Below are 19,814 nucleotides of genomic sequence, written 5' to 3'. Positions count from 1 at the left end.
CCACCCGATCGGGGCATGACCGCGCGCCCCACCCCGCCCCATCATCGGTGTCATGCCCCCATGGCGCTTACGCGACTTTCATGATGACGACCTGGACCAGGCCATCTCGGTCTGGGACCAGAGCCGGGAGCCGGCCGAGGCGGCCCCGGCGTTTCCGGTGTCCGAGGTGGTGTCGGCTGCCCGGGGCGGTCAACCCGCCGTGGTCGCCGTCGTCGACGACCAGCTCGTCGGCATGGCGGTGGCCCAGATCAGCGGCGACCGTGCGTGGATCACGATGATCGCGCTCAGCAGCGGCTGGCGGGACCGGGGGATCGGCAGCGCACTCCTCACCGAGCTCGAGGTCCGGCTGCGTACCTCGGGTGTGCGGCGCATCAGCGCGATGTTGCCCGAAGACGCCACCGGCACCGCCGCACTGCGCAACTTGGGATACACCGAGCGCACCGATCTGCGGTACTTCGACAGGGTCGATCACGTCGGGCCCGCCGACACCGGACTGCTCGCCGCACTCGGCGGCCGGATCATGACCCAGCGTTTGTGGGACGACATGGCCGGCATGGAGGCAGAGAAGCGGATGATCGAGCGCCGCATCGTGCTGCCGCTCGCTCAACCGGATTTGGCCGCCCGCTACGGGGTCTCTCCGCCCAAGGCGGCGATTCTGTTCGGGCCGCCGGGTACGGGCAAGACCAGCTTCGCCAAAGCTGTCGCCGGCAGGCTCGGCTGGCCGTTCATCGAGATCTTCCCGTCCCGGTTGACCGCGCCCGACGTCACGATGCCCAACGCCCTGCGGGACATGTTCGCCGACCTCGGCGAACTCGACGCAGCCGTGGTGTTCATCGACGAAGTCGAAGAGATCGCCGGCTCGCGGTCCGGCATCCCCTCGGACCCGGCACACGGTGTCACCAATGAACTCCTCAAACTCATCCCGACGTTCCGTCAGCAGGACGAACGGTTGCTGATATGCGCGACGAACTCCGTGCGATCACTGGATTCGGCGTTCCTGCGCCCGGGACGGTTCGACTACGTCATCCCCGTCGGGCCGCCCGATGACGCTGCGCGCAAGGCGATCTGGAAGCGCTACCTGGGCGCTGTCGCCGATGGCGTGGAGGTCGACAAGCTCGTCGAGGCCACCGCGATGTTCACTCCCGCCGACATCGAGTTCGCCGCACGCAAGGGCGCACAGTGCGCGTTCGAACGCGAGGTCGAGTTCCGCCGCGGCGAGCCGCCCAACACCGACGACTTCCTCGGCGCCATCGCCGACATCCGGCCGACGCTGACCGACGCGATGCTCGACGAGTTCAACGAGGACATCGCGATGCGGACCCGGCTCTGACGGTTCCCGAAACAGCAGGAAGCCTGCCGCTCCGGGGGGAAACGGCAGGCTTCCTGGTTTGTGGGTTGTCGCTAGGCGACGCTCTGCGCGCCCAGCACCCGCTGGATGTCGGGCTTCATCTGCAGCAACTGCTGTCCCCAGTAACCCCAGCTGTGCGTGCCCGCAGCCGGGAAGTTGAAGACGCCGTTGGTACCGCCGGCGGCGATGTAGTTGTCGCGGAAGCTGATGTTGGTCCGCAAGGTGAATCCCTCGAGGAACTGCGCAGCCAACAGGTTCTGGCCGGGGGTGCCCGCGTCCAGTTCCGACGGTGTGCCGGTGCCGCAGTACACCCAGACCCGGGTGTTGTTGGCGACCAGTTGGTTGATGTTGACCATCGGATCGTTGCGCTTCCACGCCGGATCCGAGGACGGACCCCACATGCTCTCGGCGTTGAAGCCGCCGGCATCGTTCATCGCCAGCCCGATCAGCATCGGCCACCAACCCTCGGACGGGTTCAGGAAGCCCGAAAGCGATGCGGCGTAGATGAACTTCTGCGGGTAGTAGATCGCATAGTTCATCGACGCGCTACCGGCCATCGACAGACCCACGACCGCGTTACCGTTCTTGGATACCCCGCGGTTGGCCTCCAGCCACGCCGGGAGTTCCTGCGTCAGAAAGGTCTCCCACTTATAGGTGTAGTCCTGACCGTTGCCCCGCGACGGCTGGTACCAGTCGGTGTAGAAACTCGACTGACCGCCTACCGGCATCACGGTGGACAGGCCGGACTGGTAGTACCACTCGAACGCCGGGGTGTTGATATCCCAGCCGTTGTAGTCGTCCTGGGCCCGCAGACCGTCGAGCAGGTACACCGCATGCGGACCGCCACCCTGGAACTGAACGCGGATGTCGCGATTCATCGCGGGGGAGAACACATCCAGGTACTCGACGGGAAGGCCCGGCCGGGAGAACGCCCCCGCGGTTGCCGAACCCCCGGCGAAGCCGATCAGCCCGGGCAGTGCAGCCGCCGTCAGGGCAGCAGCGGCCACCCGGCGCACCCACTTACCTCGAAACTTCTCTGTCAACCTCATAGCGGCAGCCAACCCACCTTTCCGTGCTCGCCTGGCAAAAACGCGGTCGCGTTGCACAGGTAATGCAACACGGTCGCCTCGGCGGGCCCGGCATTCGACACCACAAAACGACGTCGCGGTTGGCTAACGATTACAACTCGGCGCGGACTCGCCATCCGCCGATACGCTCTGTGACGGGTGTGAAATCTGTGACCACGATGGGCAGCGGCAATGGCCATGAACAGGTATTACGCCACTACCGCTCGGCTGGAGATGTCACCCGGTCCGGCGCGGCGAGTGGCATCGGCACGAATTCGCGGCAAACAGTCGTTGAAGCAGGTTCGGTGTCCTGCAAGACTCGGCGACACGATGAGTGAGGATCCGTTCGACCTCGGTCGCTTCGTCGAGGCCCAAGACCACGTGTACCCGACGGTGCTGACCGAACTGCGTGCCGGCGCCAAGCGAAGTCACTGGATCTGGTTCGTCTTTCCCCAGATGCGCGGCCTGGGCCACAGCGCGCCGGCACACCGGTTCGGGATCTCGTCGTTGGCCGAGGCGGACGCGTATCTGCAGCACCCGGTTCTCGGGTCGCGGCTACGGGAGTGCGCCGGACTGCTGCTCGCCGTCGACGGTCGGACAGCCACCGAGATCTTCGGCCACCCAGACGATCTCAAGGTGCGTTCGTCGATGACGTTGTTTGCCCGCGTAGACCGGGATCCGGTGTTCCGGGCGGTCCTGGACAAGTTCTACGACGGGTGCGAGGATCCCGCGACCCTCGAGTTGTTCGGCTAAGCGTCAGCGCGGTTCCAGCACCAGCCAGCCGTGGGGCGGCACGACGGCGTCGACCACGACCTCCGACGGTGGAGCACCCGACCCCGCGACCATCTCGCCAGCGGTGAAACCGAGGGCGGGCAGGGACAACGGCATCGCCGCGTCGTCGACGTTGAGTGCCACGACCAGAGTGTGGTCACCGTTGCGGGCGGCGTACACGTACCCGTGATTGGTCACATGCAGCGGGGTGGTCCGCGCGGTGTGCAACCAGGGATGGCGCCGCCGCAGGCCGATCAGGTGCTGATGAGCCCGGTACACCTGCACCCCGTGCTCGCCGACTCCTTTGTGGGGAGAATCGAATTCGGGCCGGACCGCGTCGTCGCCGCCGAACCTCTCCTCTTTGACACCCCGGTAGGCGGACTCGTCACCGGCATAGATGCTCGGGGTTCCGCCGGTGGTCATCAGGACGGCCAAGGCGTGTTCGACATGGTCGGGGTTGGTCAGCATGCTGGCGATCCGGGTGACGTCGTGATTGCCGATGAAGGTCATCGGCACGAAGGTGTCCAGAAACTCATTGTGACGGGTCAACGTCCAGTCCAGCTCATGGAAGTTCGCGTCGTTGAGGCTGCTCCAAATGGACTTCCACAGCTCGTACTGCGTGACGGAGTCGAATCCGGCCTGGTTCACGTGGGCGCCGTAGTCACCGTGGATGACCTCCCCGACGAACCACGCCTGCGGGTGCATCGCGCGCATCCGGGGCAGTACCTGCGCCCAGAAGCGGTCCGGGACCGCGTAGGCGGCGTCGAGGCGCCAGCCGTCGGCTCCACGGCCGAGCCAGTGACACATCACGTCGACGGTGTAGTCGATCACCTCGGCGTTCCGGTGGTTCAGCGTGATCAGCCCGTCATGGCCCTCGAAGGTCACAAAGTTGCCGTCGCGCTGTAGGAACCACGAGGTGTCCCCACCGTCGGCCGCCTCGCGGTAACGCGGGAAGTCGGCGCCCACGTGGTTGAAGACTCCGTCGAGCAGCACCCTCAGCCCTCGTTGACGGGCTTCGGCGACCAGGTGGTCGAAGTCGGAATCGTCACCGAGCCTGGGGTCGATGCGGTAGTGATCCGTGGTGTCATAACCGTGGGTGCGTGAGGCGAACACCGGCCCCAGCGCCAGCCCGGAGGCCCCGAGTTCGACTGCGTAGTCGAGCCAGTCGACGATCCTGCGGATCCGGTGTTCGTCAGCGGTGGGCGCGACGTCGGCCGGGTGCGCACCGACGAAGCCCAGCGGATAGATCTGCCACCAGATGACGTGTTCGACCCAGGCAGGTTCGGTCATCGGTCGACCTCCAGTCGGCACGCACACGAGGTCAGCACCGGGACGTCGGCCCGCGCCAGTGCGAGCTCGAGTTGTCTGCCGATGATCATGGCTTCGGCGTCACGGCCCAGCCGCGTCAGGCACTCGTGATAGCCGTGCAGGCTCCACACGTTGCCCGGATGCTGGCAGGGCCTGCTCAGCGTCGGGTCCAGCCCCAGGTCAGCGGCATACACCTGCGCCGCCTGCGCCACGTGGCCCTGCTCGAGCAGCAGCGCGCCGTACGCATGCCGGGTGGGCTGCATCCAACCCCATGGTTCGTCGTAGGGCAGGGAATCGTCGAGCTCGACCGCGCGCCGCAGATGGGCGAATGCCTCGTCGAATTGCCCTGCACGATAGTCGATTTCACCGTCGAGCATCTCGGCGGCGACCGCCAGGATGTCACGGCTGGTGTTGTTGAACAGATAGCGGCTCTCCGGGATCTGTTCGTACACCGTGGCGAACGACTCCCGCTCGGCCCGCGCTTTTCCGAGCTGCCCGGTCGCGGCGTACGCCACCCCCCGCCCGTAGTGGACGGTGGCCGCGGTTGTGCAGTACAAGGCTGGATCGTCGGGAACCGGCGTGGCGATCAAGTCAGCCCACCGGCCGAACCGGATCAGCACGTGCACCCGCAACGGCACGAACGCTTCCAGCCAATCAGCCATCGGCGGCGATTCGATGGCGAGCAACTCGGGGGTGAGCTGAGCCGCGAGCTGGTTAGCGGCCCGCAACGCGATCGCCGAGTTCCCTTCGAACATGGCCGAATACACCACGAAGTGCAGATTGTGCGCCCGGTAGAGCGAGTAGAAGTTCAGCGGGCCCTCACGCTCGACGAATCGCTGATCAGCCTGTACGGCAGCCAGATTCGCCACCACCGAGTCACGGTAGTTGCCGCACAACACGTCGATGTGGCTCGGCATGTGGCGCAGGTGCCCGGCGTCGGGCACCAGGTCACGCAGCAGGTCCGCCGCGGGAAGCGCCTCCTGGGGCGTCGTCGACATCTCCATGGTGTGCAGATACAGGTGCAGGATCCCGGGGTGTTCGCGGCCGGCCGGAGTCGCGAGCGCGTCATCGAGGATCCGCTTGGCCTCGACCACCCGCGAGCCGGGGGCGGGCTGCCCGGTTCGACTGTCCCACAGCGCCCATGCCGTGACGTTGACAAGTGCGTCGGCGGTCAGTGCGGCGACGTCGATATCGGCGGGATGGGTTTTCGCCAGTGCCGACATCGCGTCGGCGTAGCCGGTGTGACCGGACTGCAGCGCCGCGGTGTCATGCGGGTCATCAGTGCGATAGCGCGCGGTCAGCGCATCGATGAGGCCGCGTTCGACGGCGCCGGCGCGGCCGTCTGCGGCCCGTGCCAGCTCCGTTCGAGCCCGCTGCAGCGAAGCGGCCAGATCGACCGGGTCGAACGCCTCCCACGGCTTGTTGTAGTTGGGTCCGACGGCGTATGCGATGCCCCAGCGCGCGATCGCCAGGTCGGGGTCGAGTTCCAGCGCCCGGTCGAAGCAGCGAATCGCCTCGTCGTGATTGAACGCGTAACACCAGATCATGCCGCGGTCGAACCAGACCTGCGCTCCCGCCGAGGGGGTCTCAATCGGCCGATGGAACGAGCCGAGATCGTAGTAGTCCTCGGTGTCGCCGAGTCCACTCGGCGCGGCGTTCATAGAGGGCACGATAGTTCACCCTCGCGGCGGTGGCGAGGATCGCGAGCAGGCAGCCCGCGCCGGCCCAGATGCCCAGCGTGGCCAGGGGGACGGCGGCGCCGTGACCGCCGAAATAGGAGATGCTGCGCAGCAGCGACACCCCCGAGCCCTGGGGCACGACCGAGGTGAACGTCGCGTAGAAGCCGGACAGCAACGGACGGCCGACCGGGCCGGCCGCGGCCGCGTTGCCGACCACGACGAGGAAAAGTCCGAGCAGCACCGAGGCCAGCATCCCGAACGCCGCTGCGACTCCGGTCACCGCTCCGCCGACCGCCATCGCGTACAACCACAGCACGCCGAACACCTGCCACGTGTGGGTGGTGAGGGCACCCAGCACCGGCCCCACATACACCGTCACCGAACCCGCCAGCACCGCCGAGAACGCGGCGAGCGACAACGTGCGCCGGCCGAGGGTGGCGGGGGTACGCACCGGGCCCATCAGACGGCCGAGTAGTGCCGCCCCCAGGGAGGCGCCGATCGAGATGAAGATGACGGCGTAGAACTCGACGGTGCCGGACGGATCGCCCGCAGACGTCGGAGCCACGTCTTCGACTCTGGGGGTCAGACCGGCGCGCTCGGCCGTCGCCTGTCCCACGGTCTCGGCGGCCAGCGCCACGCTGTGCCCGCCGCCGCCGGCCACGTAGATCGTCATGTCGTGCTCAGAGGTGACGGCGAAGGCTGTGTCGGCGCGGCGCTCGTACACCTGCTGGCGGGCGGCGGCTGGATCGTCGACGACGTTGAGCGCCAATTCATGCTGGTGCCTGAGATTTTCGACGATCTGGTCCGGGGCGGACACCGCAACCGTCAGGTGGTGCAGCGTCGGTTTTGCGAATGCGCCCGAGTAGCTGGCGACCATTGCGAGGACGAAGACGGTCAACCCCGCCAGCGCGAGCGCCACGGTGCGCACCGCGGACCGGTCACGACCCGCGGTGGTCTCGGGGGAGTGGTGTCTACCCACGTCATGATCCTTTCTGAACTGTTGAGATGCCCAGCAGCGCATCGACGGTGTCCAGCGCCGCGGTCACCCGGGCGGACAGGTCTGTGGCCTCGGGGTCCTCCATCCACGACCGCAGAACCTCCATGAAGCCGCCGACCAGGAACCGGGTGACGGATTCGGGGGGGAGTGGACTGACGATTGAGAGCACCACCATGCCGTGCGCCGCGATCTCCTCGCAGGCCGGGAGCAGTGCGGCGCGAAACGCGGTGACGACTCGCTGGGTGACGGCGCTGGGCACGACATTGCGGTACATCGCACGGTGGTCCTCGGCGAAGCTGAAGAGTTGCAGGATGCGCCCGCGGGCGTCGTCGCCGCCGCAACCGGCCACGGCGGCGGTGAACGCGTGGGAGATCGCCGCGGCGACCGCATCGTCGCGGTCGCGGAAGTGCCGATAGAAGACCTGGCGGCTGACCTGCGCCCGGGCCACTAGATCGGCGACGGTGATCTCGTCGACGGGACGCTCGTGTGCCATCGCGAACGCCGCACCCCGCAGGCGGGCACGGACGCGTTCGGCGCGAGGATCGGCACTGTGGCCGCGATCCGGTGTTCGGGAAGGCACTGTCAGAGAATAGGGCACTTCGTAGACACATGACTACGAAAGATCAGGTTATCTAAGCCACGTCATGGTCGTGTTGTGACCGCCGTCGCGTCACGTGGGGGCGGCGGTATCCGGCGGGCATTAGGCTGCTGTGTCGTGCAGCGGACGCGCTTCGACACCGCTCGTATCCGGGCGGCGCGCCAGATGATCGACCCGGTTTTCCTCGATAGTCCGCTCTACCCGTGCGAGGCACTCGAGCCCGGCCTCGGGTGCGCCGTGAGCGTCAAGCTCGAGACGGCGAACCCGGTGCGCAGCTTCAAGGCTCGCGGCACCGAGGTGGTCGCGAGCCTGCTCGTCGCCGGTGGTCCACGAGCGGCGGTGTGCGCCAGCGCGGGCAACCTCGGCCAAGCCCTGGCCTGGTCCGGACGTAGCCGCGGGCTCGACATCACCGTGGTGGCGCCGCATGTCGCGCCAGCGGCCAAGCTCGACCGCATCCGCGCACTCGGGGCCAGGTTGGAGTTGGTGGACGGCGACATCGAGGCCGCACGCGAGCGGGCGGTGACGGTCGCTCGAGACGAGGGGATCCGGTTGGTCGAAGACAGCCTGGACATCGAGACGTGTGAAGGTGCAGCGACAATCGGGCTGGAACTGGTGGATTCTTCGGCCGGCTACGACGCCGTGCTGGTGGCCCTCGGCGGCGGCGCCCTGGCGACTGGCGTAGGTCACGTGATGAAGGCCTTGTCGCCCCGCGTCGAGGTGATCTGTGTCCAGCCGCTCGGCGCACCGGCGATGACGCACTCATGGCGTCAACGACGCGTCACCACCACCGAATCGACTGACACCATCGCGGACGGGGTCGCCGGTCGGCATCCCATCGCGGCCGTATTGGACGATCTCCTCCTGGTTGCCGACGACGCCGTGCTGGTCCGAGAAACCTCCATCATCATGGCGATGCGGATGCTTGTCGAACACGCCGGTCTCGTCGTCGAGCCGTCGGCCGCGCTCGGCATCGCCGCGATCCTCGAAGACCGCGAACGTTTCGCCGGCCGGCACGTGGTCACCATCGTGTGCGGCAGCAACGTCGACCCGGATGCCTATCACCGGTGGGTCACTGACTTACCCTCTTGACGGAACTGACCGGTTCAGTACCGATTCAGTGGCCTGCCACGACATCTGGTTCTTCCACATCGACGGGATCGTCGGCGCCGGGCAAAAACGAGAACACCACACAGACGATCCCGAACATCAGATACCCGAGGGCGACCTGTGGGCTCGCCGCCCACGCCACCTCCGGCGCATGGATCAGGCCGATGAAGGACAGCGCCGCACCCACTGCTGCGGCCCCTGCGGCATAACGGAACTTCTTGTCCAGGATGAAGGTGACCATGGTTCCCAGGATCAAGCCGACCAGCACGGCGCCCTCACCCAACGTTTTCAATCCGTCGTAGACCACACCTGCTCCGTTGAGCGCCTCGGAGGTCACCTCGGCTGCCGACGTGCCCGCCGCGCTGAGCGCGTTGTCGATCATCCCCCGTCCCCACTCGGCGAGATTGGGCAAAAGCGCAGCCACCACCGCCACGGCGTGCAGCCGGGGCACGGCCTGAAACGCCTGCGCGCCGATCAACAAACCGATGTAGAGCAGGATCGGCACGATGGCCGGAACCGGGAGCAATGCCGCGAGTACTCCGAAAAGTCCGACGAAGCAGAGCATCCCGATGACCGCGCCACTGGCCAGTGAGTAGCTAGCTCGGCCGCCGGCATCCTTCCATCCGGGGTGTCCGATGTAGACCGCAGGCGGAAACGGCGAACCGAATGCTGAACCGACCACCGCGCCCGCACCATCGGCCAGCAGCACGCTGCGCAAGTTGTAGCTGTCTCCGGCGGCCGCGGCACTCTCGACGTTGCTCATCGCCTCGGTGAAGTTGTAGACGCCGAGCGGAATGGCGGTACCCAGCAGCGGAGCGAGATCGGCAAGTCCGTTGAACAGCAAGTCGAATCGCAGGTCCGGGACACCGATGGCGATGTCGCTGACCGCCTGTCCGACGTCGGGTGCCGACATGTAGCCGCCCGCCCAGCCGATCGCGGTCCCGACCAGCAGTGCCACCAACCCGATCGGTACACCGCCCGGGATCCTCACATTGGTGAAGAAGCCGATCAGGATGATGGCCAGGACTGGCAAACCGATCCAGGCCACCTCCCACATCTGCGCCGCCGGACGCATCGAGATGAAGGTGATGGAGATGCCCGCGAGCGTGCCCAGCATCGCCGCGCGCGGGGTGAGCTTGCGGATGTAGGGCCCGACGAATGCGCCGATCATCACGATCACACCGATCAGGAACGCCCACGCCAGACCCGCCTGCCAGGCCTGGATCGGATCGTCGGTGGCCAGATACACCGGCAGCATCACGACGAAGACCACGATGAACATGTGTGGCACACTCGGGCCGTACGGCAGGGCGGTCACGTCGGATCTGTTCTCGCGCTGGGCCAGTCGGCGCGCAAGAAACGTGTAGTACAGGTTGCCGAGGATCAGCGCCACACCGAGCGCGGGCAGTACGGTGCCAAGGACGTCGTCGGCGGGCACTGCGACCACCGCGATCATCAGCCCTGTCAGCGTCAGGACGTTGACCAGGATGTTGAAGCCGAGACCAAAGAACGCATTGGTGTCTCCGCGGGTCCACCACGGGATGGAGACCGGTTTCTCGGTCGGAGGATCGGCGGGTGGATTGGTGACTTCGGTGCTCATCTGATCCTCTTTTCGGGCTTCTCAGGTGGGGATGGTGGTGAGATGACTCAATGCCGGGATGACTGCTGCGGAGGCGGCCACCCATCCGAAGATGCCGCCCTGCGCTTTGACCATTTCCAGGCCGATGCGCTGGAACTCGGGGAAATACGAACCCACACAGTCGGATACGACCAGGCATTCGTAGCCCCGGTCGTTGGCCTCGCGGGTGGTGGTGTGCACACACACCTCCGTGGTGACGCCGGTGATCAGCAGCTGGGTGATCCCCGCCTCGGTGAGCACAGTGGACAGCTCGGTGGCGTAGAAAGCACCCTTGCCGGGTTTGTCGATGACGATCTCGCCGTCGATCGGGGCGAGCTCATCGACGATGTCGTGGCCGTATTCTCCGCGGATCAGGATGCGGCCGTACCTGCCTGGGTCGCCGATGCGCTTCGACGGCGCTCCTCGGCTGAGCTTGGCGGGCGGGCAGTCCGACAGGTCGGGCTGATGCCCTTCGCGGGTGTGGACGACCATGACGCCGGCGGCGCGGGCCGCCGCGAGGAGGGTCGCCAACGGCGGGACCACCTTGAGCAACTGGCTCACGTCGTTACCCAGGCTTTCACCGAATCCGCCGGGCAACAGGAAGTCTCGCTGCATATCGATCAGGATCAGCGCGGTCTTACCGGCGACGATCGGAAACGGGGACGGCTCGGCCGGCACGTCTATCCTCGGTGTCACAGATGCTCCTCGGCGGTGAGTGGGTTGACGGACAGCGAAGGTGGTCCGGGCTGCGGGGTGCGCGGTTCGTCGAGGATCTGTGCGGCCAGCGCGAGCACGGTGTCGTCGGTGAGCGCCGCCCCCAGCAACATGGCGCTGTACGGACGTCCGTCGGCCGTCACGCCGAGGGGGAGTGCGGCGCCCAGGAGGTCGAGGAGGTTCCCGAAATGTGTGTAGTGCCCGAGCACCGTGTTGCAGTCGACCGGCGCGGCCAGAACCTCGTCGACGGTGAACGTGGTTCCGATCGTCGGTACCACCAGCACGTCGATGTGCTGCCACACCCGGCCGACCACCGCTTTGAGTTCCTGCAGGCGCTGGAGTGCGGTGAACGCGTCGACTGCTGTGTAGCCGTGCCCGCTCCGGAGGATCTCGCGGACCACCGGGTGTATCGACTCCGGCTGCCCGGCAAGGAAATCACCGAACTCGACGAGCCGCTCTGCCACCCACGGGCCCTGGTACAGCAGAGAACCGGCCGACAGAAACGGTTGGAGAGAGACCTCGACGACCGTGGCCGTACGGGACAGGTTCCGGCGGAAGGCCAGGTGCGCTCGGCGCATTTCGTCGTCGCCGAAGAAGTCCAGTTCGGATTCGGGCGGCAGTCCCACTCTGATCGGGCCGCCGGGGAAACGAGGACCGCGATCGCGCGACCACGGATCGCGGTCGTCGCGGCCGACCATGACGTCGAGCACCCGGTCGACGTCATCGATCGAACCGGCCATCACACTGATGCAGTCCAGCGACTTACAAGCGGGGACGAGCCCGACCGTGCTGATCAGGCCGCGTGACGGCTTGAAGCCCACGACCCCGTTGAGTGCTGCCGGCACCCGGCCCGATCCGGCGGTATCGGTGGCGACGGCGAACGGCACTTGCCCGAGCGCCACTGCCAGCGCCGAGCCGGAACTCGACCCGCCGGAGATCATGTCGCCGCCGTACACGCTGCGCGGAACGGTGTAGGGCGTCCGGGTTCCGTTCAGGCCCGTCGCGAACTGGTCGAGGCTGGTCTTGCCTACATACAGCGCTCCCGCGTCGAGCAGCCTCTGGACCGAAGGCGCAGTGGCCGATGCGACATACGAATAGTCCGGGCACGCCAGCGTGGTGCGCACGCCGCGGACGTCGATACTGTCCTTGACTCCGAACGGGACCCCGTAGAGCGGCAGAGTGCGGGCGCCGGGCCGCTGCTCGATCGCTTCGGCTGCCGCGATCAGCTGCTCGCGGGGGACGGTGGACAGCCAGGTGCCGTCGTCACCGCGTGCCGCGATGGCGTCGGCCACTCGAGCCGCCGTCTTGGCGGGCGAACCGGTTCCGCCGGCGTGCGAGGCGAGGACCTCCGCGACGGAGGGTCCGATGGATGGTCCATGGAGAGCGTCGGCCATAACTGTCGATTGTCGACAGAATGATGGCGATTTCGGGTCGCCCGTGTGTCGTTTGTGTTAGCGCTCGGACTCCAGGCCGAGATAATGCAGATGACCATGGTGCAGGAGCGCCTCCACCACCACGGCAGGGTCGTTCCTCTCCAACGCGGACAGGACGGCCTTGTGCCGCTCGATCCCGTCGCCGGGATCACGATGCCGGGCTTCTTCGCGCAGGTTCCTGGCCATCGGGAGCTGCAATTTCAGCAGAATGGGTTCCAGAGCGATGTCGAGTTGGCGATTCGCGGCCAGCGCCACCACCGCTGCATGGAACTCCCGGTGAGCATCGTCTCGATCCAGTTCGTCCTGAGCAGCATCCATCCGTTCGAGTGCAGCGCGAACCGGTTCGAGGGCGTGCTCGGGATCGGGCAGCGGCAGCGCGCTTTCCACGGCGTGCTTCTCCAGCACATGACGAAGCCCGAACAACTGGATGATGTCGGTGGGCGACCATGCGGCGACCCGCGAGCCGCGACGAGGGAGGTGCTCGACCAGGCCCTGCTGCGCGAGCAGTCGCAACGCCTCACGCAGCGGCGCCCTGCTTATCCCGAAGTCGGCGCACAGTTGCTCCTCGACGATCTTGTCGCCGGGCGCGAGTTCTCCGCTGAGGATCGCTTTGCGCAGTCGGTGGCCGGTTGCTTCGACGAGTGTGGCAGGCAACGCAACGCGCGACGGGTCATCGTTCGGCGCGGCCATCGCACCTATCGTAGGAACTCTTGGCCGTCGGCGCACCGGCACCGCCGCTCCAGCGCGGGGTCTCACGCAGCACACCGCACGGTTCGCGTCGCCGGCAGAAGACTGACTCTATACTCCGGCAACACTTTCATGGTCCTTGGTCGTGTTCGGGGAGTAGGTATCGGTGGGGGTGGTGGTAGTGGTTGATTCTGCTTTGTCCGGTGTCGAGGTGTGGTGGGGGGTGCCATTCGGTGTGGCCTTGGGGGTTTTCTGGTGGTGGTCCAGCCGGTGTTTTCGATGAGGCGGTTGTCGGGTCCGCAGGCCAGGGTGAGGTCGTTGATGTTGGTTTGGCCGTTGTTCTTCGAGTCTGCGGCGGCGTGGTGGACTTGGCTGTGGTAGCCGGGGGCGGTGCAGCCGGGTCGGGTGCAGCCGCGGTCACGGGCCAGTAGTGCGATCCATTGTGGCGGTGTGGCGCAGCGTTTCGCCCGGCCGAGGTGCAGGACTTCGTTGGTGTGGTCGTCGAACACTGTGAGGTAGTGGTGTGCGCCGCGGGCGGCCATCCGGATCAGGTCCGGGATGGGTAGTTTGGTGCCGCCGGCGGTGACACCTCACCCATACATCGAACACTAGTTCGAAGCTCTGACAAAAGTCCCGCTCTGCACACCGCAGGGGAGACATGTCGGCTAGAACGTGTTCTAGTCGAGGGGTGCTGGACTACACACACGTCGAGAACCTCAGCGCGGCCGACGTCGAGCGGCTTCGGGCCGTCTACGAACCCTTGACCCGGTCGGTTCGCGATCTGGTGGACGCCACCATCCGCACCGAGGTCGACGCAGGTGTGGTTGCGGCTGCCACAGCCGAGATCGAGTCGGCCACAGCCCGATTGCGCGAGAAGCAGCGCGCCCTGTCGTTCGGCATCCAATTGGGCGCCGACGGCGACGCGATGCCATGGGGCAACGCGGTGATCGGCGTGCGCAACCCGACCGCTCCGCCGTTGGTGGTCCGGCGGATGACAGACGACAGCGGAGAGCGGGTCACCAGCGACTTCTACCTGGGCGCCGCGTTCGAGGGGCCACCCGGCCACGTCCACGGCGGCGTCTCGGCGATGATCCTGGACCACGTGCTCGGTGACGCGGCGAGCACACCTGGCAAGCACCGTCTCACCGGAACCATCACGGTCAGCTACCGGCGGCTGACCCCGCTGGGGCGGGTGCACGCCGAGGCCAGAGTGTCGCACAGCGAGGGCGTGAAGACCTATGTGGTGGGGCACCTCGCCGACGGCCGGGGGGTGACCGTCGAGGCCGAGGGAGTGTTCATCGAGCCGCGGTGGGCCCGGGGCTGACGGCGATCATCAGCAGATGGCGGGTGATGGTGCCGATCTCGGCGACCAGAACCCGTGCCGCGCCGTCCTCGGACCGTCGTCCCGACACGGCGTCGCGTAGCCGTTGGTCGGCAGCCGTCAATTCTTCGGTGTCCACGGTCCAGGGTGACGCCGGCGTCGGCGGATCACCACACAGCGATTCCACGTACTCGTCGACCGCGCGCACGAACTCGCGACTCCATGCCGTCGACGGGTTGCCGGGGAAGTTGGCCTCGAGCGTCGTGCACGACGCCGTGACGACGTTCAGTGCGGTGCGGTAGGACCGCAGCCAGTGCCGCAACTCACGTGACTCCATCCGGGTGACACCTGCCGCGGCCTCGAAGGCGGCGCGTGCCCGAAACGCCCGCTGCCATGCCGAGGACAATGCGTCGTCGGGGTTGTCGAGTTCGTGCACGTAGGCCTTGATCACCGTTGCCGCGTAGTCGATCTCGGTCTTCAACAGCTCGCCGGCCCGTTGTCCCAGGCGGGCTAGTGCATGGTCGGGCAACAACACGTGGACGAGCACCGCGATGGCGCCGCCGACCAGCGTGGCGGACAACAACTCCCCGACGGTGGCCGGTTCGGCGGCGCGGTCGATGTTGATCAGGAACACCACCGCGGCGGCCAGCGCCGCCGAGAGCGCCAGGTACCCGAACCCGGCCGCGGCATACGACACGGCCAGGAATAGCACCGCCAGCACCGCCGACGCCACCGCACCGGGGTCCAGCAGGAACAACACCGTCGACGCGACAAGGACGCCGATCGCGGTACCGCCCACCCGGCCTACGCAGCGGGTGTATGTGTGTGCGGTCTCGGGGCGAAGAACCAGCAGCACCGTGAGGGGAACCCAGTAGCCGTAGGCGACATCGGCGTAGCGCTCCATCCCGCCGCCGACCGCCACCGCGACGCCGAGCCGCACCGCATGCCGGAACACCGGCGAGTGCCGGTCGAGATGGGCGCGTGTGCGGTCCACCGCCGCGCGCACCGAAGTCCTCAACTCGGGCCGCCTGAGCCGCACCACTTCTGACGACGACGGCGCGAAGTCACCCAACCGCATCGCCAGGGCGTCGTGCAGTTGCAGCGACAGCCGACCCACCTCCGCCGCCTCGGCACCGGTCAGTCCAGCGGCGGCGCTGTCCAGTCGGCGCATGGCAGCGTCCGCGGCACCCCGGGCCGAGCGCCCCGTCTCGGCGACCGCGGCCAGCGCGTCGGCGGCGGCGGTCAACACGTCAGTCAGCCCGTCGGTTCGACTCTCCCGGGCGGCCAGGCCTGTCAGCGTCGTGGCGATCCGCTCGGGCAGTCCGTACCAGTCGCGGTGCTCACCCGGGCGCCGTCCGGCCTGACCGTCGACTTGTGTGAAGGCGGCCCGCAACCCGATCAGCGGCTCCGTGTTCACCGTGGCGTCGCCGGCGGCATCCGCGTCGGCCAGCCTCCTCGCGTCCGCGGCCAGGCAGCGGTAGGCAGTGGCGAGGGCGTCGCGCTGCACACGCCAGCGGCGCTGCGGCCAGACCGCGAACAGGCCCGCCTGCAACAGGCCTGCGGCCGCTACCAGCGCTGCGGCGCCCAGCGTCGACATCAGCGTCGGCGGGACCGGCGGAGCGATGACGATCAGCGCACCCGACACCCCCGCGATCAGTCCGGCATGAGCGCCCAGCGCCCAGAGCATCGCTGCGCCGAAGCACCACAGTGCGATCACTGCCACGAACAGCGCCGAGTACGCCGACGTCAAACCACCCAGCAGCGCGGCGGCGCCCATCAGCAGCGAGACTGCGGCGACGCGAGCGATGCGCCCCCGTGGACTGTCCTGCAGCGCCGTGACACCGGCGATCGCGGCCGCACCGGCCGCGGCAGTGCCTGATCCCGGCGGCCCCCAGTTCCACGCGATGACCGCCACCGCCAGGACTCCCACGAGGCTGCGCATCACCGCAGCGAGGTCCGGCACCACAGGCAGCGTCAGGACCTTCAGCATTCGTCCATTCTGACCCGGGCTATGTTCGGCCAGTGGAGAAAGTCATCATCACCTTGCGGGGAACACCTGGCGACGACGCGTGGTGCGCCCGCCTGCGCACCGAGGTCGGCCAGGCGCTGCTCGACACCGGTGCACCGGGAGTGGCGATCCATGTCCGCGACTCGGCCGTCACCGATTCACTGATGACGCTGACCACATTGGACCCACCGGTGATCGGCTTCGTCAGTATCTGGACCGAGCAATGCTATGGCGAGCAGATCAGCACGGCGACAGCACTTTTGGCGGATCGCTGCGTCGAGGTGGCGGCGTATCTGGTGACCGAGTCGGTGCCGCTGACGCCCCCGGACACACCGGCCGGCGAGCGCAGTCCGGGTTTCGCGAACGTGGCGCTGCTGCGCCGCCCTGCCGAGTTGGACGAAGCGACCTGGTTGTCGCGCTGGCAGCTGGATCACACGCCGGTGGCGATCGACACCCAGTCGACCTTCGGCTACACACAGAACACGGTGGTGCGTGCGCTCACCCCCGGCGCGGCGCCGATCTCGGCGATCGTCGAGGAACTGTTTCCGATCGAGGCCACGTCCGATCTGCACGCGTTCTTCGGTGCGGCAGACGACGACGACCTCAGCGACCGGATGTCACGAATGGTGGCCAGCACCGCGGCATTCGGCGCCAACCGTGACGTCGATACGGTCCCGACAAGCCGCTACATGCTGCGCAGCCCCTTCACGACGGCCGATACGCTGGCGCGGTGACTCTGCAGATCAGTGACGACAACCGGGTCCGCACCCTGGTCCTGGACCGGCCCGAGGCTCTCAACGCGTTCAACGAGGAGCTCTATCTCGCGACGGCGACCGCGCTGCGCGATGCGGCCGACGACCCGGAGGTCGCGGTGGTGCTGCTGACCGGGGCGGGCCGCGCCTTCAGCGCGGGCAACGATCTCAAGGAGATGCAGGCCCGCATCGAGGATTCCTCGCTCAGTTCGCAGGGCAGCCACTTCTCCACGATGATCAACGCGCTGACCGAGCTGTCGAAGCCGTTGATCTGTGCGGTCAACGGAGTCGGTCTGGGTATCGGCACGACAATCCTGGGCTACGCCGACCTGGTGTTCATGTCGGCGTCCGCGCGGTTGAAGTGCCCGTTCACCAGCCTCGGGGTCGCGCCGGAGGCAGCCTCGTCCTACCTGTTGCCGCAGCTGGTCGGCAGACAGAACGCGGCGTGGCTGCTGCTGTCCTCGGAGTGGGTTGACGCGGCCGAGGCCCAGCGGATGGGGATCGCGTGGAAGGTGTGCGAGCCGGACGACCTGCTGCCGGAGGCACGCCGGCACGCTGAGATCCTGGCGTCCCGCTCGATCCCGAGCCTGGTGGCGGTCAAGCAGACCATGGTCGCCCCGTACCGGCCCGGGATCGCTGCGGCGACCGAGCTGGAGAACGCGCAATTCATGGAGTTGCTCGGTGGCGCCGCCAACGCCGCCGCGCTGGCAGAGTTCACCGGGCAGGGCAAGGCCTGAACCGTCAGCGGCTGACGCTCTGCTGAGCGGAGTCGACCGCCGCGAAATGCGCCTCGATCATCGCCCGCAGGGTCCGACGGCATCGCCCGCAGTCGCCACCGGCGCCGCAGGCCTCGGCGATCTCCCTCGATGTCCGCGCACCCTTGGCCACGACTTCACTGACCACGTGACTCGTGGTTCCGGTGCAAAGGCAGACGAACATCGTGGCGCCCCGCTATCCCTGCTCGCCGACGCTCATCAGATGCGCGAACCTGCCGACGAACCTGGTGGGGTAGGCCCCCAGACCGGCGTTGGACATCCACTCGGCGGCGGCGTCCGGATGCTCGATCCACTGCCGGGCGCTGATCTCGTCCTCGATCTCCTGCAGGATCAGCACTTCGTGCCCGTCGTCGAGGGCACGGTAGACCCAGATCTTGCGGACACCGCCCGATTTGAACCGCTCGAGTCCGTCGTGCACCTTGACCATCAGGGTGGGCACGTCTTCGACCGAGGACATGACGCCCACCACGACCCGACCGATGTGGTCCGCGGGCGTGGGAGGGTCAAGATCGATCTTCTCGACGACTTCGCCGCCGAAGATCGGCGGAATGTCATCGGCGCCCGAGATGTCGAACCATTCGAAGATCGCCGGCGAGCGCAGCACCTCACGAATCGAATTGGAATGCCGAATTCCGATGGTCACCAGAACCCGGCGCGGTTCCCATATCGATTCGTACAAAACGACGTGATGTGCGCCGATCGCGGATAACCCGTCGTGGTGCCTTTTGAGCCAGACCCACATTCGATCGACATCGTCGACACGGAAATCACAGGCAAGAATGAATGAGTGGAGATCGTACTCACCCATTGGTTATCCTCACCTACCTCCGCCAACCGAACAGTTAGCTCAGTCTAACCTTACTTAGCCTAGGCAGTCCAGACTAGGGGGTTGATCTGGCGCGCGAGTCCGTTCGCTGCTCGTCTCGGATCGCGGAAACGCGTCGCCCACAGTGGTAGTGGCGTGCATTCGGCACCCGCCTTGCACTAGATTGGAACCACTTGCACACAGCCCGTGCAAATAGCGAACGCGATCAGTGATCAAGGTGTTTAGGAGCAGTCATGCAAGGCGATCCCGAGGTTCTTAAGCTACTCAATGAGCAATTGACGAGCGAACTCACCGCCATCAATCAGTATTTTCTGCATTCCAAGATGCAGGAAAATTGGGGCTTCACCGAATTAGCGGCGTATACGCGCAAAGAATCATTCGAAGAAATGGTGCACGCCGAAGAGATCACCGATCGCATCCTTATTCTCGACGGGCTGCCCAATTACCAGCGGCTGTTCTCCCTGCGGGTGGGCCAGACGCTGCGCGAACAGTTCGAGGCCGACCTCGCGATCGAGTACGAGGTCGTCGAGCGTCTCCGGCCGGGCATCGTCATGTGCCGGGAGAAAGGTGACGCCACCTCGGCGAACCTCTTCGAGAAGATCCTGGCCGACGAGGAGTTGCACATCGACTACCTCGAGACCCAACTGGAGCTGATGGGCAAGCTCGGCGAGGAACTGTACTCGGCCCAGTGCGTGTCCCGACCCCCGAAGTAGGCGGTTCGGGGTAGCCGTCGGCGGGGAAGAACTTCCTGAGTCCGGTAACTTTCCTAGATCATCTAACGATGCATCAGGGAGTTCCCCGGTC

The 19,814-nt window shown here is 66.8% G+C and carries 19 protein-coding genes and 1 pseudogene; 7 read left to right on the top strand and 13 right to left on the bottom strand.

Features of this window, described 5'->3' with window-relative positions:
- Nucleotides 1-52 precede the first annotated feature (52 nt).
- Nucleotides 53-1,330: an ATP-binding protein gene (locus tag BEMPMBAN_RS27005; RefSeq protein ID WP_159234624.1), complete on the top strand. Its 1,278-nt coding sequence runs from the start codon at nucleotides 53-55 to the stop codon at nucleotides 1,328-1,330.
- 71 nt (nucleotides 1,331-1,401) lie between these two features.
- On the opposite strand, the gene BEMPMBAN_RS27000 is transcribed toward BEMPMBAN_RS27005, so the two are convergent.
- On the bottom strand, nucleotides 1,402-2,397 hold the full coding sequence (locus BEMPMBAN_RS27000) for an esterase family protein (RefSeq protein WP_159234623.1): 996 nt from the start codon (nucleotides 2,395-2,397) through the stop codon (nucleotides 1,402-1,404).
- 348 nt (nucleotides 2,398-2,745) lie between these two features.
- Between BEMPMBAN_RS27000 and BEMPMBAN_RS26995 the strand changes: the two genes are divergently transcribed.
- Nucleotides 2,746-3,168 (top strand): DUF1810 domain-containing protein, encoded by a 423-nt coding sequence (locus BEMPMBAN_RS26995; RefSeq protein WP_159234622.1) that lies wholly within the window; start codon nucleotides 2,746-2,748, stop codon nucleotides 3,166-3,168.
- 3 nt (nucleotides 3,169-3,171) lie between these two features.
- Here BEMPMBAN_RS26995 and BEMPMBAN_RS26990 read toward each other — a convergent pair whose 3' ends face one another.
- The 4 genes from BEMPMBAN_RS26990 to BEMPMBAN_RS26975 are packed head-to-tail and all read right to left on the bottom strand — an operon-like array spanning nucleotide 3,172 to nucleotide 7,750.
- Nucleotides 3,172-4,476 carry an alpha-amylase family protein gene (locus tag BEMPMBAN_RS26990; protein WP_159234621.1) on the bottom strand — a complete coding sequence of 435 codons (1,305 nt, stop codon included), beginning with the start codon at nucleotides 4,474-4,476 and terminating at the stop codon, nucleotides 3,172-3,174.
- Nucleotides 4,473-6,155, bottom strand: coding sequence for a tetratricopeptide repeat protein (locus BEMPMBAN_RS26985; RefSeq protein WP_159234620.1), 1,683 nt, complete (start codon nucleotides 6,153-6,155; stop codon nucleotides 4,473-4,475). Before BEMPMBAN_RS26985 ends, BEMPMBAN_RS26990 begins: the two co-directional genes overlap by 4 nt.
- Nucleotides 6,082-7,152, bottom strand: coding sequence for a hypothetical protein (locus BEMPMBAN_RS26980; protein WP_159234619.1), 1,071 nt, complete (start codon nucleotides 7,150-7,152; stop codon nucleotides 6,082-6,084). The genes BEMPMBAN_RS26985 and BEMPMBAN_RS26980 overlap by 74 nt, the downstream gene beginning before the upstream one ends.
- A gap of 1 nt (nucleotide 7,153) precedes the next feature.
- Entirely contained in the window at nucleotides 7,154-7,750 is a 597-nt protein-coding gene (locus BEMPMBAN_RS26975; RefSeq protein WP_200846137.1) for a TetR/AcrR family transcriptional regulator, read from the bottom strand.
- 135 nt (nucleotides 7,751-7,885) lie between these two features.
- On the opposite strand from BEMPMBAN_RS26975, the gene BEMPMBAN_RS26970 reads away from it, so the two are divergent.
- Nucleotides 7,886-8,857, top strand: coding sequence for a threonine ammonia-lyase (locus BEMPMBAN_RS26970; RefSeq protein ID WP_159234618.1), 972 nt, complete (start codon nucleotides 7,886-7,888; stop codon nucleotides 8,855-8,857).
- Nucleotides 8,858-8,882: 25 nt separating this feature from the next.
- On the opposite strand, the gene BEMPMBAN_RS26965 is transcribed toward BEMPMBAN_RS26970, so the two are convergent.
- The 5 genes and pseudogenes from BEMPMBAN_RS26965 to BEMPMBAN_RS26945 form a co-directional block, all read right to left on the bottom strand.
- Nucleotides 8,883-10,475, bottom strand: a complete 1,593-nt coding sequence (locus BEMPMBAN_RS26965; RefSeq protein ID WP_159234617.1) for a SulP family inorganic anion transporter — start codon at nucleotides 10,473-10,475, stop codon at nucleotides 8,883-8,885.
- 21 nt (nucleotides 10,476-10,496) lie between these two features.
- Complete coding sequence (locus BEMPMBAN_RS26960; RefSeq protein ID WP_159234616.1) at nucleotides 10,497-11,189, bottom strand: cysteine hydrolase family protein; 693 nt, start codon at nucleotides 11,187-11,189, stop codon at nucleotides 10,497-10,499.
- Nucleotides 11,186-12,601, bottom strand: coding sequence for an allophanate hydrolase (locus BEMPMBAN_RS26955; protein WP_159234615.1), 1,416 nt, complete (start codon nucleotides 12,599-12,601; stop codon nucleotides 11,186-11,188). The genes BEMPMBAN_RS26960 and BEMPMBAN_RS26955 overlap by 4 nt, the downstream gene beginning before the upstream one ends.
- A gap of 57 nt (nucleotides 12,602-12,658) precedes the next feature.
- The gene (locus BEMPMBAN_RS26950; protein ID WP_159234614.1) at nucleotides 12,659-13,330 is read right to left on the bottom strand and encodes a GntR family transcriptional regulator; all 672 of its coding nucleotides are present in this window, start codon (nucleotides 13,328-13,330) and stop codon (nucleotides 12,659-12,661) included.
- A 127-nt stretch (nucleotides 13,331-13,457) separates the two neighbouring features.
- Nucleotides 13,458-13,914 (bottom strand): annotated as a pseudogene (locus BEMPMBAN_RS26945) (HNH endonuclease signature motif containing protein); the annotation flags it as partial.
- A gap of 101 nt (nucleotides 13,915-14,015) precedes the next feature.
- On the opposite strand from BEMPMBAN_RS26945, the gene BEMPMBAN_RS26940 reads away from it, so the two are divergent.
- Nucleotides 14,016-14,651, top strand: a complete 636-nt coding sequence (locus tag BEMPMBAN_RS26940) for a PaaI family thioesterase (RefSeq protein ID WP_159234613.1) — start codon at nucleotides 14,016-14,018, stop codon at nucleotides 14,649-14,651.
- On the opposite strand, the gene BEMPMBAN_RS26935 is transcribed toward BEMPMBAN_RS26940, so the two are convergent.
- Complete coding sequence (locus BEMPMBAN_RS26935) at nucleotides 14,623-16,638, bottom strand: FUSC family protein (protein WP_200846136.1); 2,016 nt, start codon at nucleotides 16,636-16,638, stop codon at nucleotides 14,623-14,625. The genes BEMPMBAN_RS26940 and BEMPMBAN_RS26935 overlap by 29 nt on opposite strands.
- A 32-nt stretch (nucleotides 16,639-16,670) precedes the next feature.
- On the opposite strand from BEMPMBAN_RS26935, the gene BEMPMBAN_RS26930 reads away from it, so the two are divergent.
- Both BEMPMBAN_RS26930 and BEMPMBAN_RS26925 read left to right on the top strand, forming a co-directional pair.
- Nucleotides 16,671-17,390: an EthD domain-containing protein gene (locus BEMPMBAN_RS26930; RefSeq protein WP_159234612.1), complete on the top strand. Its 720-nt coding sequence runs from the start codon at nucleotides 16,671-16,673 to the stop codon at nucleotides 17,388-17,390.
- Entirely contained in the window at nucleotides 17,387-18,145 is a 759-nt protein-coding gene (locus BEMPMBAN_RS26925; protein ID WP_159234611.1) for an enoyl-CoA hydratase/isomerase family protein, read from the top strand. The genes BEMPMBAN_RS26930 and BEMPMBAN_RS26925 overlap by 4 nt, the downstream gene beginning before the upstream one ends.
- Nucleotides 18,146-18,149: 4 nt before the next feature.
- On the opposite strand, the gene BEMPMBAN_RS26920 is transcribed toward BEMPMBAN_RS26925, so the two are convergent.
- Together BEMPMBAN_RS26920 and BEMPMBAN_RS26915 are read right to left on the bottom strand one after the other, a co-directional pair.
- Entirely contained in the window at nucleotides 18,150-18,347 is a 198-nt protein-coding gene (locus tag BEMPMBAN_RS26920; RefSeq protein ID WP_159234610.1) for a (2Fe-2S)-binding protein, read from the bottom strand.
- Between the two features lie 12 nt (nucleotides 18,348-18,359).
- Complete coding sequence (locus tag BEMPMBAN_RS26915; RefSeq protein WP_159234609.1) at nucleotides 18,360-18,992, bottom strand: fatty-acid--CoA ligase; 633 nt, start codon at nucleotides 18,990-18,992, stop codon at nucleotides 18,360-18,362.
- A 251-nt stretch (nucleotides 18,993-19,243) separates the two neighbouring features.
- On the opposite strand from BEMPMBAN_RS26915, the gene bfr reads away from it, so the two are divergent.
- Complete coding sequence (gene bfr / locus BEMPMBAN_RS26910) at nucleotides 19,244-19,723, top strand: bacterioferritin (protein WP_159234608.1); 480 nt, start codon at nucleotides 19,244-19,246, stop codon at nucleotides 19,721-19,723.
- The last annotated feature ends 91 nt before the right edge of the window (nucleotides 19,724-19,814 follow it).

The sequence above is a fragment of the Mycolicibacterium austroafricanum genome, assembly GCF_902705885.1.
In the GTDB taxonomy this organism is placed as follows: Bacteria; Actinomycetota; Actinomycetes; order Mycobacteriales; family Mycobacteriaceae; genus Mycobacterium; species Mycobacterium vanbaalenii_A.
This window is presented reverse-complemented; position numbering and strand designations above follow the sequence as displayed.